Genomic DNA, 15,792 nt, shown 5'->3' with positions numbered 1-15,792 from the left:
TTTAATATGCGAGGTTTATTATGGCTAAAGTAAGTGCTGGTGAAAACTCAAAAAAGCTTAAAGATGGTAAAAATCAGCCCATATCACCAAAAAAGTTCAAAGGCAGTCAGTCTATGTCACCAAAACGGAGTCAGAATTCTGGTGAAAAGCTATGGAATGCATTAGAATCATTAGAAGAAGCAAAATCAGAGTTAAAAAAAAGAAAATTTGAAATAGAACTAAAAAAAGACACTGAAATATCAGACGAAGGAATAGAAAAAGTAGTGGAATTGGAAAGGAAAACAGAAAAAGAGATAGAAGAAATAGCAATGCCAATATCAACGTTACTACTTAAGGAAACAATAATAAAATTACAAGGAACAAAAATAATAAATTTTTTAAAAAAATTAGAAAAACAAGTAAAGGAAATGCAAGCATCGAACAGACAAAATCTGTCAAATCAGAAAGAAACACACAAATTTAAGTTTTTAGTAATTTTCAAGTATAGTTGTAGAGGGAGCGCCTCTGCAGTTATGATCGACATTTTCAATGGTGCCTAAGTGCCCGTATGCAAGCATGTTCTTGGAAGGAACGGTCAAATCATTGATGGAGTCTATAATGCACCCCATAAACTAGACAAAAAAATGGTTGATCCGAGTAGGAAGGTAAAGGGGTAAAAGAATGGAAACAAAAAAATATGAACCAGAGTTAAAAGCAAAGATAGCTTTGGAAGCAATAAAAAATCAAAAAAGCACAGCTGAGATATGTAGTGATACCAATTCCCGCTATAGAAAGAACAGATAGAGAATAATGGGGAAAAAGTCATACTAGAGTAAGTGAAATAGCGAGGTATAAATGGCATTAAGGTCAAAACTATTAGACGAAAGAGTTGTAAATTTAGCGAAAGAAATGTTAAAAAAGGTAAGAAATAACGCATATGTTTCAAAAAAGTTACAAGCGGTGATAGCAGGAAAAGAAAGTAGTATAAGCGCTGTGGCAAGAATATGTAAAATTTCAAGGACTGCTTTGACTGAATGGATAAAGCATCTAAAATTTGGTAGAGTAGAAAAATTATTTGCCCTGTTTCAGCGGAGAAGAAAAAGCAAATTAAACAAAAATCAACGTGAGCAAATTGAAATATGGGTAGAAAGAAATCCAAATATTACTATTAAGGAAGTACAAATAAAAATCTCAGAGGAATTTGCCCTAAACATCAGCAAATCAACAGTGCACCGTGAGATACAAAGGATGAAATTTTCTTACATAACACCGAGGCCAATGCACCATAAACAAGATAAAAACAAGCAAGAAGAGTTTAAAAGATACTTCAATAAAATAGTCAATTTCCACCCTAAAAGGGAGGTGTGTTTTTTGATGAATCACGATTTGGGACTCATTCAAAAATCGGACACGGATGGTTTAAAAAAGGGGTCAGAACGCAGGTTAAAATGAAAATTGGTAGACAAAATTTCTATATCTAAAGTGCGGTAAATCCAAGAAGTGGTAAGAAAATCAGCCTACTTGCTCCATATGTAAACACTGATTGTATGAATATATTTCTGGAGCAGATGTCGAAAGATTTAGGCACGAAAGAAGCCTTTCTTGTAATGGATTGTGCAAGTTGGCATAGATCAAAAAGTTTGAAAATTCAGGAAAACATTACCATCATATACTTGCCTCCTTATTCACCGGAACTGAATCCTGTTGAAAGGTTGTGGCAATATATCAAATACAATACTTTACGCAATAGTATAGCTCTTTTCATAATGGTCCAAACGGTTTAAAATAAGAGTTTATAGTAGTGAAGGTAAGTATGCCAGCAGCATATAGTTATGATTTAAGAAAAAAAGCAATGGAGGTACTAGACGAAGGGGAAAGCAGAGAAACGGTAGCAGCAAGATTTAAAATTGGAAGAACTACATTATGGGAGTGGCAGCAAAGAAAAAAAGAAACAGGAGATTTTCAGTCGAAAAAACTTGGAAATGGAGGTTATAATCATAAAATTACCGACTGGAATAAATTTACTGAATTTGCCAAAAAAACATGGTGGAAAAACTCTATCGGAAATGGCTAAGCTTTGGAGTAATGTTAGTATCCCAACGATTCATCTAGCTCTTAAAAAAATTGGACTCACACGCAAAAAAAGACATATGGATACAAAGAAAGGAATGAAGAAAAACGTGCTGAATTTTTGAAAATTATAGCAACGAAAGAACCTCAAAACTTAGTATATATAGATGAATCTGGTATTGATAATACCGAAGACTATCCCTATGGATATTCTCAGAAAGGACAGCGATTTTATGCCCTAAAATCTGGAAAGAAAACTCAACGAATTAGCATGATTGCAGCTCTAAATAGTAGAAAAATAGTTGTTCCGTTAACATTTGAGGGCCATTGTAATATGGATATCTTTAATAAATGGTTTGAGCAGTTTTTGACACCGATTTTGGAACCTGGACAAACTGTTATCCTTGATAATGCTACTTTTCATAAGTCTAATAAGATTACTGAACTTGCTAAAGAAGTTGGTGCTGAAATTTTGTATCTTCCTACGTATTCCCCAGATTTCAATAAAATTGAGCATCATTGGTTTGCTATAAAAAATAGAGCTAGGAAAAACATCCCTCTATTCACATCTTTTCGTCATGCTGTTGATTCTGCTTTTCTATGAACTTTCCGGACTATTATGAAAAGAGCTATATCTACGATACCATAGGTTTACTTGAAGATGTTTTGTGTAATTTTATTGTCAATATTTCCAGTACTACTATTAAACGAGTTTGTAATGTTTCTTATTTGTTCCGTCAGTAATGGATTTTGGTATGAAGACCTTCATAACTTAGCACGGTGGTTGAAAAAGTGTAAAGTTACAACAGTATAGTATTTCCCAAAGCAAATGATAAAGGTATAATAAAGTATTTGAGTTATAATGGCATATAGTGTGGATTTAAGGGAAAAGGCAGTATTGATGATAGAAAAGGGAAGACAAAGGTTGAGATAGCAGAGCTCATGGAGATAGGAATAGCAACTCTGTACCGCTGGTTAAAAAAGAAAGCTGCTGGTGAAAGCTTAAAGCCATCTAAAAACGGTAGCTTTATTCGAAAAATAGACCCAAAAATACTCGAAGAATATGTTACAAAGAATCCAGATCATACTCTGGCAGAGATGAAACAAAATCTTGGATTTGGAATAAATTCAATTTGGTATAGACTAAAACAGCTAAAAATTACTTTAAAAAAGTCACACTATATCAAGAGCGCAATCAAGAAGATAGGCAGCAATTTATTGATAAAATCTCAAAAATAGAACATTCCAGCATCTTATATATAGATGAAGCAGGAGTTGATAATAAGTTATACCGAGAATATGGACGTGCTCCAAGAGGAAAGAAAATTTATGCAGATATTCCAGGGAGAACTCGAGAGAGAATCAGTATAGTAGCCGGGTGGATTGGAATGAGATTTATTGCACCAATGACTTTCAAAGGTGGGTGTGAAAAAGAGGTATTCAATATATTGTTGGAGAAGATGTTATTACCTAAATTGCCACTTGGCACAACCATAGTTATGGATAATGCTACATTTCATAAGACCACTAAAACAAAATCATTAATAGAGTCTTTTGGCTTTCATGTGCTGTATCTTCCAACATATTCACCAGATTTGAATCCCATAGAACACTGTTGGCATACCATCAAAAGCCGCCTCAGACCTCTAATGTATAAATGTACAGACTTACAACTTTTGGTTGGTAATACCATAATGGAAATTTATCCATTCATTTTAGAAAATACTATAGCTATGGAATCAACAGGAGTATACTGGATTACTTTATTTCAAATACTTGAGTCATATAAATTCGAGGTAAGATTGGTAAATGCACGGCATGTAAAGAATGTACCTGGTAGGAAGTCTGACGTTCAAGATTGCCAATGGCTCCAACAACTGCATAGCTAAGGACTGCTTTATGGATCGTTTAGGCCAGATAATCAGATGTGTGTATTGCGCAGTTACGTGCGGCAGCGCAGAAATCTCACTGAAAGTGCATCTACGCATATTCTACGTATGCAGAAGGCATTAATTCAAATGAATATACAATTACACAAGGTTATTAGTCATATTACTGGGATAACTGGTATGAAAATCATTGAAGCTATAATTGAAGGCGAAAGAGATTCTGAAAAATTAGCAGAATTCAGGGACGTGCGAATGAAAAATGATCAGTCTACTATTGCAAAAGCGTTAGCTGGTGACTATAGAGAAGAACACTTATTCACGCTAAAGCAAGAATTTGAACTATATAATATTTATCAAGAAAAATAGCAGAATGTGATAGAAATATTGAAGCCTATTATAAAACGTTTGAAACAAAGTCTTGTGAAAGCAAACAGCTAAGTAAGCAAAAGAATAAAAATAGCAAAAGTAAGCCAAGCTTTGCTTTGTATGAGGAACTGCACCGAATCACTGGTATGGATTTCACTAAAATTCCTGGATTTGATGTATTAAGTATACAAACCATAATTTCAGAAGTTGGTATAAACCACAGTAAATGGCCAACAGAAAAGCACTTTTCGTCGTGGTTGGGACTCAGTCCTGCTAATAAAGTTACAGGGGAAAAAGTGTTTAATACAAGAACACGTAAAGTCATTAACCGTGCTGCAAATGCTTTGCGAATAGCTGCTCATTCTGTAGGAAAGAGTAAAAGTGCGTTGGGTGCATACTACAGAAGATTGAAAAAACGACTGGGAGAACCAAAAGAAATAACAGCTACTGCAAGAAAAATGGCATGCATATTTTATAGTATGCTCAAATACGGACAGGAATATGTAGAAAAAGGAATGGAATACTATGAAACACGCTATAAAGATAGAATTGTAAAAAATTTGATCAAAAAAGCGAGGGAATTTGGCTACATATTAGTTCAACAAGAAGAGTTAGTTGAGTGAGTTTCTTAGGAGAATAGACAAGATTGAATGCGAACTCATAGAAGCAAAATCTGAGGTTTTAAAAACTGCTGCAAATAGTTTCAATGAGAGTGCAGAATTATTGTCTCTTATGGCAAAAAATGAAACATGTGCAAACCAAGATTTAGTGTATTTTTAGTTATAACAGGGTTTTTATGGGCAAAATTCATAAAAACCTTAGCTAAATCAAGAGAAAAGTATTTGTCAAGTTGCATGGCTACTGTGCAAAATATTGAAGCAAAAAGGTTTCATCCCAGTGCTTCCTACCTTGTCATCCCAGTGCTCAGACACTGGGATCCATTGTTCCTTTCTGGATTCCATCGTCACGCGCTGGAATGACACCTATTATTGTTTTACTTTATATCTTTATTTGTCTATCTTATTTTGCCATTCTGCTGAACGAATACAGGGAAAATAAACTGTAATATCTAACTTTGGTGAAAAAAATATAACACGTAAAAGTTACTGAACCACTTGAGCCATATATAGAATTACTTTGTTAAATATTCTCTACTTCCAGGTTTCATTATAGGTAATTGTTTTAATTCACTTGGCAGTTCTTTCTCGCTATAGTTTTGAATGTTTAGTTCAATCAAAGATATAACAGAAAAAGGTAGTTTTGTCTCACTACTTCTCTTTATCAAAGAAGCTTCAGCAACAACTTTACCTCCCTTCTCTTCTCCACATTTTACTGCTTCAAGTGAAGATTTACCTGTGGTAATCACATCTTCAATTAGTAAGATTTTCTCACCTTGTTTAATCTCAAATCCACGGCGTAATTCAAATTTACCATTAACACGTTCGCAAAATATTGTTCGGATTCCAATCTGTCTACCAATCTCATAACCCACGATTATTCCACCAATCGCAGGAGATAGTATTAAATCTATGGGTTCAATAAGCTCTTTTCTTATTTTATTCGCCAATAGCTCACAAACGTTCATTGCTCTGCTTGGATTTTCAAAAATTTTAGCGCATTGTATGTAAGTGTTGCTGTGCAGCCCTGACGAGAGTACAAAATGTCCGTGCAAAATCGCACCAGCCTCTTCAAATTCTTTTATTATTGTATTATCTAATATCATTCTTGAGTTTGAAATTCTTTATTAATTATCTGGGTTATACAGATATCAGACCACACATTTATTGCAGTTTCAAACATATCAATGATTGTATAAATAGGCAAAATCAATCCCATAATGTACAAAGGAACATTCATTGATACCAAATAACTAGTTGCCATAAAATAGCACCCCATCGGCACTCCAGCGTTACCAATTGCAGCTCCTGTAGCTAAAAAAATCCATATGAACATCTCACTTAAGGAAAATGTGTGCCCATTCATCTCTGCAACAAACATCACTGTAATCAAAATAAATGCAGCACACGCATTCATATTGATTGTTGTGCATATTGGTAGAATAAAAGACGACAATTTCTTTGGCACCTTTAGCTGATTTTGCACACATTCTATAGTTGTAGGCAGCGTCGCGCTGGATGATTTAGAAAAAAATGCAAGCGTAAGTGCCGGCATAACTCCTCTTAGCGTCTGAATTGGTGATATACCTTTATAACACATGAGTAGTGGTAAAACCACAAATGCTTGCACGAAATTTGCAGACATTATGCAAGCAAAATACCAAAAAAGACTGTGGAATTCGCTGCCACCCTTTAACTCATGTAAAAAACATGTGATAAAAGACCATACAGCAAGAGGAATAAACTTTAATAATCCTTGAGCAATTTTAAGCAGTGTATCAAACAGTGCAGAAAACATTTGATGTAATACGTCCTGCTTTTCTCTTGAAAGTGAGATAATAGCTCCACCCATTAAAAAAGCGATCAGTATGCTGCCAATAACGTTATTTTCAAGAAAAACTTGCACAAAATTCGAAGGAATGAGTGATTTTAAGTATGAAAAGTAATTGTGATTGCTGTCACTCACACTTTCTATTGTGTTACTTATGAAATTTTTTCTTACTGGATCTATGAATAAATAGAAAGATAGCGCAACAAATGCAGCTATAATGGTTGTAAGCAGCGTATAAAAAAGCGTCTTCTTAAGTAATACTTTAATTTCAATTGAGTCTTTAAGTCCAGAAATTGTTGAAACTATTGATAGAAAAACTAAAGGTAAACTAATCAATTTCAATAAACTGATAAATATATCACTAAATAGCTTTGCTATTTCAAATATTACTTCATTGTTTAAATAGTAAGCAATTACCGCAAACAGTATAGAAAAGAGTATTGTGAACTTATGCATTAAAAACAAAACTTCAAATTGATACTATACAACAATTTTTGGAATTAGGTTAAGATAACTTGACAAATAAGAGAAAAATAGTGAATATTCTATTATTGGTTAAGTTTTTAAAATATGCCAAATTTAATAACTGATGTATTATTTATACCAGCTATGATAGGAGAGGCAATAGGAGTACCAATAGGAGCGCTTACAGGTGCTACAACAGGTCTTGTATGTTATGCATTAAGTGCACCTTTATCTCCTCTTATTATAGGCAGCATTGCTACTGTTGTTTCTGCAGCATTTATTTCTATACTCATTGCGTTGTTCATGTCCATATTCGCTGATCGAGATTCAGACTTAGAGTTATTTAAGTTATTCAGTATACTATTTATTCCTCAGGTAGTAATCGGAATTGTTCTAAGTGCAGCTATAAATGCTGTTCCTGGTATAAAGCTAGATATAAACTCAGCAGCTAACCTTGGTGCAATAATAGGACTTGCTGTACCAACCCTAACAGTGCTTGCAATGATATATCTACCACCTATAGTTGAAAAAGTAAAAGGAACCTTTTTTTCGCAGGAAAAGAATAACAACCATACTGCATCAAATGATAACAATAAGGAGACTTTACAAATAGATAGCGTTGAACAGCCAAGAGATACAACTATAAATTTAGCTACCTAAAACCCTTATCTCCCACTCAAGTTCAATGTTAAATTTATCTTTCACTGCATCTTGTACTCTGTTGCCAAGGTTTTCTAAGTCAAGTGCAGTTGCATTATTGTAATTGAGTAGAAAATTACAATGTTTCTTAGAAATTTTAGCTACACCATTATCTAATCCTCGGCAGCCAGATTCATCAATCAGTTTCCATGCCTTGCAGCCTATTGGATTTTTGAATATACAACCAGCAGTTTTTCCTCTTACTGGTTGGCTTTTATTTTTTTTATCAATAACTTCTTTCAATCTTTGAAATATAAGCTCATACTCTGAACTTACTCCTTTAAATTCGGCTTCAATAAAAATCCACCTGCCTTTTAGACTATGTCCACGATAAAAATATCCCATTTCTTCGCTGGAGAACTCATATAGGTTTCCATCCTCTAGGTTTACTGCTTTTATGGATTGTACAACACTTGCGATATTACTACCATATGCACCTGCATTCATTTCTATTCCACCGCCAACTGTTCCTGGAATTCCAGCAAGAAACTCAAGCCCACTAATTTGCTGTTCCCCTGCAAAGTAGGCAAGGTTACTAAGCAGTGCAGCACCACCTGCAACTATGGAGCTATTATCTTTACATTTAATATACGCAAATTCCTTGCCTAATTTCACCGTTATTCCTCGAATGCCACTATCTCGAATTATTATGTTGGATGTTGCACCGATAACGCTAATTGGTAACTCCGCATCTTTTATCAAGCACATTAGATCTTCAATGTCACGTGGCTTAAATAGTACATCAGCTTGGCCACCAACATTTAACCAAGTCATTTTAGACATTGAAACATTATAACGGTAGATTCCACATACTTTAGGTAAGCTTATAAGCATTTTGATTTTAACTCTAATCCTGCATCCATACCCATTTTTTCTGCATCTTCTACAAACGAAGTGCGTTCAGTAAAGTATATAACTCTCTCGCCCGCTAACATACAATAAAGATGTAGCATGTTTTCACTCACATATTCTGCTAAAGCTGCAAGCGGTGTAAAGCATGAACCATTTACTGTCTTCATGAAACTGCGCTCTGATTTTGCCCTTATAAAAGACATATTATTATTAATTTTCTCTAAAAGATCGATAACTTTTATATCATTCTTTCGGCATTGAATGCAAATTGCCCCCTGCCCTACTGCGCTTAACATGACTTTTGGTGGCAATAACTCTGTAATTAAGTGATATTTTTTTAATCTTATCAGCCCTGCTTCAGCTAAAATCATTCCATCAAAATTCTGATTTTGCAGTCTAGTTGTCACATTTCCACGCAGTGTCACTACATTTAAGTCTGGCCTGAGATTTAACAGCTGAACTTTTCTTCTTATTGAAGAAGTTGCAATTGTAGCCTGCTGTGGCAAAGTTTTTAGGCTCTTATATTTATGAGAAATAAATACATCACATGGACTTATCCTCTCTAAAACACAAGGAATTGTTAAGTCCTTCGAGAAAAACGCAGGTACATCTTTTAGCGAATGAACCGCCATATCTATATTATTTTTGAGTAATTCAGCCTCAATCTCCCTGAGGAACAGTCCTTTACCTCCTATTTCAGCAAGGGTTACATTAGCATATTTATCACCAGAAGTTTTGATTTTAATGATCTCAACGGATAGATTAGGAAAAGACTCTAATAATCTTTGTTTTGCTTCCAAAGCTTGGATGATCGCAAGGTCGCTTCCTCTCGTACCTATTTTAACTAGCATATATCCTTCATATTATATGTCTATATTCTATGTCCATTTTTTATTATCTCCAGTTTAGTTATTGAATACTTTATAATTAGTGCATAGTATCACGAACATTTAGTAATCGACGAGTATGTATGTTTGATATTTTAAAAGATTCTAATGGCAGATTTAATAAAAAGAATATTTTACCTCTTGTAGGTGCCACTGTCGCTATTATTCTAACATCATTAAGTTCAGTAGTAGCAATTCCCAGATTTTCCTCTCATCCTTCTCTATCTAGTCCTCTCGGTTGGAAAGATCCAAGTTATAGTGAATTTCTTGCTATTCACATAACAGCTACCATAGTTATAGCTCTTTTCATAATAGTCCGGAAAGTTCATAGAAAAGCAGAATCAACAGCATGACGAAAAGATGTGAATAGAGGGATGTTTTTCCTAGCTCTATTTTTTATAGCAAACCAATGATGCTCAATTTTATTGAAATCTGGGGAATACGTAGGAAGATACAAAATTTCAGCACCAACTTCTTTAGCAAGTTCAGTAATCTTATTAGACTTATGAAAAGTAGCATTATCAAGGATAACAGTTTGTCCAGGTTCCAAAATAGGTGTCAAAAACTGCTCAAACCATTTATTAAAGATATCCATATTACAATGGCCCTCAAATGTTAACGGAACAACTATTTTTCTACTATTTAGAGCTGCAATCATGCTAATTCGTTGAGTTTTCTTTCCAGATTTTAGGGCATAAAATCGCTGTCCTTTCTGAGAATATCCATAGGGATAGTCTTCGGTATTATCAATACCAGATTCATCTATATATACTAAGTTTTGAGGTTCTTTCGTTGCTATAATTTTCAAAAATTCAGCACGTTTTTCTTCATTCCTTTCTTTGTATCCATATGTCTTTTTTGCGTGTGAGTCCAATTTTTTAAGAGCTAGATGAATCGTTGGGATACTAACATTACTCCAAAGCTTAGCCATTTCCGATAGAGTTTTTCCACCATGTTTTTTTGGCAAATTCAGTAAATTTATTCCAGTCGGTAATTTTATGATTATAACCTCCATTTCCAAGTTTTTTCGACTGAAAATCTCCTGTTTCTTTTTTTCTTTGCTGCCACTCCCATAATGTAGTTCTTCCAATTTTAAATCTTGCTGCTACCGTTTCTCTGCTTTCCCCTTCGTCTAGTACCTCCATTGCTTTTTTTCTTAAATCATAACTATATGCTGCTGGCATACTTACCTTCACTACTATAAACTCTTATTTTAAACCGTTTGGACCATTATGAAAAGAGCTATACTTTCTCAATACTTGGTTTATGCATTTACCTTCCGATTGATAGCATTAGAAAAAATAAACAAATAGAGAATCTTAAAGCTACCTCTGAACCTCATTCATGGATTTATAATGATATTTTAGAAAAACAAACGCAGACCATCAATTATAGATCAGGGCTTTAGGCGGTCCTAATCTTTTAGGTGCTTGTGATTAGCAACTATTCGGTCTACAATGCACTAATATAGTTTAAATTTATGCCAAACAAGATAATAGTTAAATCTCTTTCAGTGTTACTAATTTTTTTGCTGTCCTTATATATAATACTGCCAAATTTTATTGATAATAAGTTCTTTACCTCAAAAAAGAGAATAAATTTAGGGCTTGACCTGAAAGGTGGATCATCTCTGCTTCTAAATGTAGACTTAGATTTTTACTTCAAAGAGAAACTAAGCATGCTAACCGATGAAATAAAAGAAGGTCTGTTAACACAAAAGATTGAATTTAGCGCAAAAAACGATAAACAAGTGGTTGTAACTTTAAATAATATTGATGATTACAAAAAAGTTTCAACGTTAATACATAAAATAAACCCAAATTTAGAATTGAGTAGAAAAAATACTGCAATTTTCATTTCATATAAACCGCATTATAAGAATTCATTAATCAATGAAGTAGTTTCAGAGTCAATAGTTAATGTTCAAAGACGCTTAGATAAGCTTGGTACTAAGGAAGTAAGTGTGCAAAAACAAGGACAAAATAAGATATTAGTCCAAGTTCCTGGAGTAGAAGACACTCAGCAGATAAAATCTCTGCTTGGCAAAACAGCCAAGCTGGCCTTCCATTTGGCAAACACCAATGTAGCTAAAATGCAAGATATCGATCATGACACTACGATTATGCTCAAGGATTCTTTGGGTAATTCCTACCCGATATTCCGCAAAACTGAAATAGGCGGTGATTCATTAGTTAACGCATCAGTTAGATTTGGCAATTTAGGTAAACCAACAGTACATTTCAAATTCGACAGCATAGCAAGTAAAAAATTTGCAAAAATTACTAAAGAAAATGTAGGAAAGCCTTTTGCAATTGTTTTAGATAACACAGTCTTAACTGTACCAACAATACGTGAACCTATTCTAAATGGAGAGGGAGAAATTAGCGGTAATTTCACTGAAAAACAAGCGAGTGAACTTGCAATACTTTTAAAATCAGGTGCACTACCTGCACCACTTAAAATAATTGAAGAAAAAAACATTGGTCCAAGCCTTGGAGAAGAGTCAATAAAAGCAGGAGAAATTGCAGCAATAATCTCTATCATAGCCGTTGGTTTATCTATAATCATTACTTACGGCAAATTAGGCTTATTAGCGTCTGTTGCACTCGTTTTTAATGTAATCTCTATACTACTCATTCTTACCTTACTTGAAGCAACTATTACTCTCCCTGGAATTGCTGGAATTGCGCTAACTGTTGGCATGTCAGTGGATGCAAATGTTTTAATATTTGAACGCATCCGCGAAGAAATAAGAGCAGGAAAAAGAACAGCTCGTGCCATTGAAGAAGGATTTAAAAACGCAATAAAAACAATTCTTGATTCAAATCTCACTACACTTATTGCTGCAGGAATAATGTTCATTATTGGTAGCGGAGCAATTAGAGGGTTTTCTGTCACTTTATCGATAGGAATCCTGTGCTCGATGTTTTCTGCAATTATAGTCACAAAACTTCTGATAGAATTGTGCATCAACCCACAAAAGCTAGTACTTTAGTATCTGTTCAGCAGAGTGACAAAATAAGATAGACGAGAAAAGACAACTAAATGGTTGTCATGAAAGTAGTTATCCAGTCTTTTCGTCGTCAAAAACGTTGTAACATGCTCACCAATTTAGTGAGCATAAAACCAATATAGTGGAGGAAAAGGAAAAAAGAAACAGAAACCATCTTCAGGCTATCACAAAGGATATGGCCATAAGATTAAAGATATGAATAGATTTATCAAATTTCTGAATGGAAATCAGGATATTGGAATTGAAAAGATAATTGAAGAATTTGGTAATATGTGTAGAAGCACAGTATATAACTATAGTATTTCCCAAAGCAAATGATAAAGGTATAATAAAGTATTTGAGTTATAATGGCATATAGTGTGGATTTAAGGGAAAAGGCAGTATTGATGATAGAAAAAGGGAAGACAAAGGTTGAGATAGCAGAGCTCATGGAGATAGGAATAGCAACTCTGTACCGCTGGTTAAAAAAGAAAGCTGCTGGTGAAAGCTTAAAGCCATCTAAAAACGGTAGCTTTATTCGAAAAATAGACCCAAAAATACTCGAAGAATATGTTACAAAGAATCCAGATCATACTCTGGCAGAGATGAAACAAAATCTTGGATTTGGAATAAATTCAATTTGGTATAGACTAAAACAGCTAAAAATTACTTTAAAAAAGTCACACTATATCAAGAGCGCAATCAAGAAGATAGGCAGCAATTTATTGATAAAATCTCAAAAATAGAACATTCCAGCATCTTATATATAGATGAAGCAGGAGTTGATAATAAGTTATACCGAGAATATGGACGTGCTCCAAGAGGAAAGAAAATTTATGCAGATATTCCAGGGAGAACTCGAGAGAGAATCAGTATAGTAGCCGGGTGGATTGGAATGAGATTTATTGCACCAATGACTTTCAAAGGTGGGTGTGAAAAAGAGGTATTCAATATATTGTTGGAGAAGATGTTATTACCTAAATTGCCACTTGGCACAACCATAGTTATGGATAATGCTACATTTCATAAGACCACTAAAACAAAATCATTAATAGAGTCTTTTGGCTTTCATGTGCTGTATCTTCCAACATATTCACCAGATTTGAATCCCATAGAACACTGTTGGCATACCATCAAAAGCCGCCTCAGACCTCTAATGTATAAATGTACAGACTTACAACTTTTGGTTGGTAATACCATAATGGAAATTTATCCATTCATTTTAGAAAATACTATACCTTAGCAAAGTAAACTATACATATAAAAAAAACTTTTCTTTATCGAGAAAGAGATAAAGAGAAACGCAAAGAGTTCATAAAAAAAGTAGAAGAAATAAATAAAGGAAACTTGATATACATAGATGAGTCTGGAATAGAGGATAATGAATTTTATGAATATGGTTGGTCTCAAAGAGGAAAGAGGTTATTTGCCCAAGGTTTAAAAGAAAGAGGGTAAGCATAATTGGAGCACTGAATGAAGGAAAAGTTAAAGCACCATGGATAATTGATGGCTACTGCAACAGCGAGATTTTTGATGCTTATGTAGAAAATGTACTTGTCCCTGTATTTAAACCTGGACAGACTATTGTTCTCGACAATGCGAGAATCTGCAAGGACAAAAAATTTGATAGAAAATATTGGGTGTAAAATTTTGTTCTTGCCTCCATAATCGCAAGATTTAAACCCGATTCTGATCAAGCACGACATAAGAAAGGCTCTACAAACCTTTTGGCCCAATATTAATTAGGCTATTGATTTTGTTTTTTAGTGCTCGGGCAAATCTTATACCAATTCCCGCTATAGAAAGAACAGATAGAGAATAATGGGGAAAAAAGTCATACTAGTATAGTGCACCCATTTGTCTAGACCATTTTTTTAAAGTGATCCGATTTTTAAAATGAATATGTTGATAAATACGTCGACACACATTTAAAGTATTTATCAATATATTCATTTACTGTTTATGATAATAAAGATCAGCAGGAACTTTATAATTTAGAGTCTGATGTAGCCTTCTATAGTTATACCAACCAACAAAGTCATTTATTATAAGATTCAAATCTCTGATACTATTTGGTCTATAATAATATATAGCTTCTTGCTTTAAAGTTCTCCATAAGCGCTCAACAAATATATTGTCGAAGCAACGTCCTTTATGGTCCATACTGATTTTAATATTAGCATGCTCTAATTCCGTAATAAAGTTGTAGCAAGTAAACTGTACCCCTTGATCACTATTAAAAATCTCATGTTTACCTTGTTTTAGAGCTTCTTTGAGAGTATAAAGGCAAAATCCAGCATCGAGATATGGTGATAATGAATGAGCAATAATATAGCGACTATACAAGTCCATTATTGCCACAAAATAGACAAACTTACCTTCTACCATAATATATGTTATATCAGTAGCCCATACCTGATTAACTCTACAAATAATCAAATCTTTGAGTAGATAAGGATATATTTTATGCTTTTTTTCTTTAATACTTGTATTACATCTTTTTCTACAATACAGCCCACTAATCTTCATTTTTTTCATAATTCTTAAGATTTTTTTGCGATTGACTACTACCCCACTCGCTATGATTTCAGCAGTAATTTTACGATATCCATAACGGCAATCAGAAGCCAAATATACTTCTTGAATCAAATTTGCTACTTCACTTTCGTTATTAATTATAGGCCTATAATATAGGCTAGATCTGCAAATCCCCAATAAATCAGCATGTTTCCTAATTGACAGATCAGAATCTTTTTCTATAAACCTTACTCTATCTTTTGCTTATTTCAGTAATTTTTTTCAAATAGCTATTTTCCACTGTCAATTCTCCTATTACTTTATGTAAACTTTCTATTTCTTGCGCTAAGATTCTTTGTTTTCTCGCACTTTCACTTTCTTCAACAAATAGGTCTTTTAACCTTGCCAATACTCTATCACGCCAATCATATAGATTTGTTGATGGTATTTTATATTCACTACATATCTCAGCTGTGCTTTTTTGATTTTTTATTGCTTCCAAAGCTATCTTTGCTTTTAACTCTGGTTCATATTTTTTTGTTTCCATTCTTTTACCCCTTTACCTTCCTACTCGGATCAACCATTTTTTTGTCTAGTTTATGGGGTGCATTATAGACAGCAGTAGTTA

The 15,792-nt window shown here is 33.9% G+C and carries 16 protein-coding genes and 5 pseudogenes; 14 read left to right on the top strand and 7 right to left on the bottom strand.

The window, feature by feature from the left end; translation table 11 throughout:
• Positions 1-20: 20 nt before the first annotated feature.
• Positions 21-539, top strand: a complete 519-nt coding sequence (locus M3L71_RS03525; protein ID WP_280144010.1) for a hypothetical protein — start codon at positions 21-23, stop codon at positions 537-539.
• A 53-nt stretch (positions 540-592) separates the two neighbouring features.
• On the opposite strand, the gene M3L71_RS03520 is transcribed toward M3L71_RS03525, so the two are convergent.
• Positions 593-841, bottom strand: coding sequence for a hypothetical protein (locus M3L71_RS03520; protein WP_280144199.1), 249 nt, complete (start codon positions 839-841; stop codon positions 593-595).
• On the opposite strand from M3L71_RS03520, the pseudogene M3L71_RS03515 reads away from it, so the two are divergent.
• From M3L71_RS03515 to M3L71_RS03485, 7 genes and pseudogenes are all read left to right on the top strand, one after another.
• A pseudogene (locus tag M3L71_RS03515) lies at positions 835-1,733 on the top strand (IS630 family transposase); the annotation flags it as partial. The gene M3L71_RS03520 and the pseudogene M3L71_RS03515 overlap by 7 nt on opposite strands.
• Before the next feature lie 59 nt (positions 1,734-1,792).
• Positions 1,793-2,653 (top strand): annotated as a pseudogene (locus M3L71_RS03510) (IS630 family transposase).
• Positions 2,650-2,793: a hypothetical protein gene (locus M3L71_RS03505; protein WP_280143202.1), complete on the top strand. Its 144-nt coding sequence runs from the start codon at positions 2,650-2,652 to the stop codon at positions 2,791-2,793. The pseudogene M3L71_RS03510 and the gene M3L71_RS03505 overlap by 4 nt, the downstream one beginning before the upstream one ends.
• 198 nt (positions 2,794-2,991) lie before the next feature.
• Complete coding sequence (locus tag M3L71_RS03500) at positions 2,992-3,288, top strand: IS630 transposase-related protein (RefSeq protein ID WP_280144009.1); 297 nt, start codon at positions 2,992-2,994, stop codon at positions 3,286-3,288.
• Positions 3,267-3,650: pseudogene (locus M3L71_RS03495) on the top strand (transposase); the annotation flags it as partial. The gene M3L71_RS03500 and the pseudogene M3L71_RS03495, both read left to right, overlap by 22 nt.
• A gap of 123 nt (positions 3,651-3,773) precedes the next feature.
• Positions 3,774-4,927: pseudogene (locus M3L71_RS03490) on the top strand (IS110 family RNA-guided transposase); the annotation flags it as partial.
• Positions 4,920-5,084: a hypothetical protein gene (locus M3L71_RS03485; protein ID WP_280144008.1), complete on the top strand. Its 165-nt coding sequence runs from the start codon at positions 4,920-4,922 to the stop codon at positions 5,082-5,084. The pseudogene M3L71_RS03490 and the gene M3L71_RS03485, both read left to right, overlap by 8 nt.
• 352 nt (positions 5,085-5,436) lie before the next feature.
• Here the strand turns inward: M3L71_RS03485 and pyrE are convergent, their stop codons facing one another.
• Both pyrE and M3L71_RS03475 read right to left on the bottom strand, forming a co-directional pair.
• Positions 5,437-6,027, bottom strand: coding sequence for an orotate phosphoribosyltransferase (pyrE, locus tag M3L71_RS03480; RefSeq protein WP_280144007.1), 591 nt, complete (start codon positions 6,025-6,027; stop codon positions 5,437-5,439).
• Positions 6,024-7,208 (bottom strand): dicarboxylate/amino acid:cation symporter, encoded by a 1,185-nt coding sequence (locus tag M3L71_RS03475; RefSeq protein WP_280144006.1) that lies wholly within the window; start codon positions 7,206-7,208, stop codon positions 6,024-6,026. The genes pyrE and M3L71_RS03475 overlap by 4 nt, the downstream gene beginning before the upstream one ends.
• Before the next feature lie 153 nt (positions 7,209-7,361).
• Between M3L71_RS03475 and M3L71_RS03470 the strand changes: the two genes are divergently transcribed.
• On the top strand, positions 7,362-7,877 hold the full coding sequence (locus M3L71_RS03470; RefSeq protein ID WP_280144005.1) for a hypothetical protein: 516 nt from the start codon (positions 7,362-7,364) through the stop codon (positions 7,875-7,877).
• Here the strand turns inward: M3L71_RS03470 and murB are convergent.
• Together murB and hemC are read right to left on the bottom strand one after the other, a co-directional pair.
• Positions 7,866-8,750: a UDP-N-acetylmuramate dehydrogenase gene (gene murB / locus M3L71_RS03465; RefSeq protein WP_280144004.1), complete on the bottom strand. Its 885-nt coding sequence runs from the start codon at positions 8,748-8,750 to the stop codon at positions 7,866-7,868. The two genes, M3L71_RS03470 and murB, sit on opposite strands and share 12 nt — an antisense overlap.
• Positions 8,741-9,619 (bottom strand): hydroxymethylbilane synthase, encoded by an 879-nt coding sequence (hemC, locus tag M3L71_RS03460; RefSeq protein WP_280144003.1) that lies wholly within the window; start codon positions 9,617-9,619, stop codon positions 8,741-8,743. Before hemC ends, murB begins: the two co-directional genes overlap by 10 nt.
• A gap of 119 nt (positions 9,620-9,738) precedes the next feature.
• Between hemC and M3L71_RS03455 the strand changes: the two genes are divergently transcribed.
• Entirely contained in the window at positions 9,739-10,008 is a 270-nt protein-coding gene (locus M3L71_RS03455) for a hypothetical protein (RefSeq protein ID WP_280144002.1), read from the top strand.
• On the opposite strand, the gene M3L71_RS03450 is transcribed toward M3L71_RS03455, so the two are convergent.
• Positions 9,981-10,839, bottom strand: a protein-coding gene (locus M3L71_RS03450; RefSeq protein WP_280144001.1) for an IS630 family transposase whose coding sequence is annotated in 2 segments (ribosomal slippage) — positions 9,981-10,616 and positions 10,618-10,839 — 858 coding nt in all. Because the reading frame shifts where the segments join, the coding sequence is not laid out codon by codon here. The genes M3L71_RS03455 and M3L71_RS03450 overlap by 28 nt on opposite strands.
• 296 nt (positions 10,840-11,135) lie before the next feature.
• Between M3L71_RS03450 and secD the strand changes: the two genes are divergently transcribed.
• The 4 genes from secD (at position 11,136) to M3L71_RS03430 (ending at position 14,293) form a co-directional block, all read left to right on the top strand.
• Complete coding sequence (gene secD / locus M3L71_RS03445; RefSeq protein ID WP_280144000.1) at positions 11,136-12,650, top strand: protein translocase subunit SecD; 1,515 nt, start codon at positions 11,136-11,138, stop codon at positions 12,648-12,650.
• 365 nt (positions 12,651-13,015) lie between these two features.
• Entirely contained in the window at positions 13,016-13,393 is a 378-nt protein-coding gene (locus M3L71_RS03440; RefSeq protein ID WP_280143348.1) for an IS630 transposase-related protein, read from the top strand.
• Positions 13,372-13,890, top strand: a complete 519-nt coding sequence (locus tag M3L71_RS03435) for an IS630 family transposase (RefSeq protein WP_349292731.1) — start codon at positions 13,372-13,374, stop codon at positions 13,888-13,890. Before M3L71_RS03440 ends, M3L71_RS03435 begins: the two co-directional genes overlap by 22 nt.
• Before the next feature lie 157 nt (positions 13,891-14,047).
• On the top strand, positions 14,048-14,293 hold the full coding sequence (locus M3L71_RS03430) for a transposase (RefSeq protein WP_280143999.1): 246 nt from the start codon (positions 14,048-14,050) through the stop codon (positions 14,291-14,293).
• 307 nt (positions 14,294-14,600) lie between these two features.
• Here the strand turns inward: M3L71_RS03430 and M3L71_RS03425 are convergent.
• A pseudogene (locus M3L71_RS03425) lies at positions 14,601-15,711 on the bottom strand (IS3 family transposase).
• Positions 15,712-15,792: the final 81 nt, after the last annotated feature.

The organism is Wolbachia endosymbiont of Frankliniella intonsa (assembly GCF_029856955.1).
GTDB lineage: Bacteria > Pseudomonadota > Alphaproteobacteria > Rickettsiales > Anaplasmataceae > Wolbachia.
The sequence above is the reverse complement of the archived record's forward strand: the minus strand, read 5'-3'. Positions and strand labels throughout refer to the sequence as shown.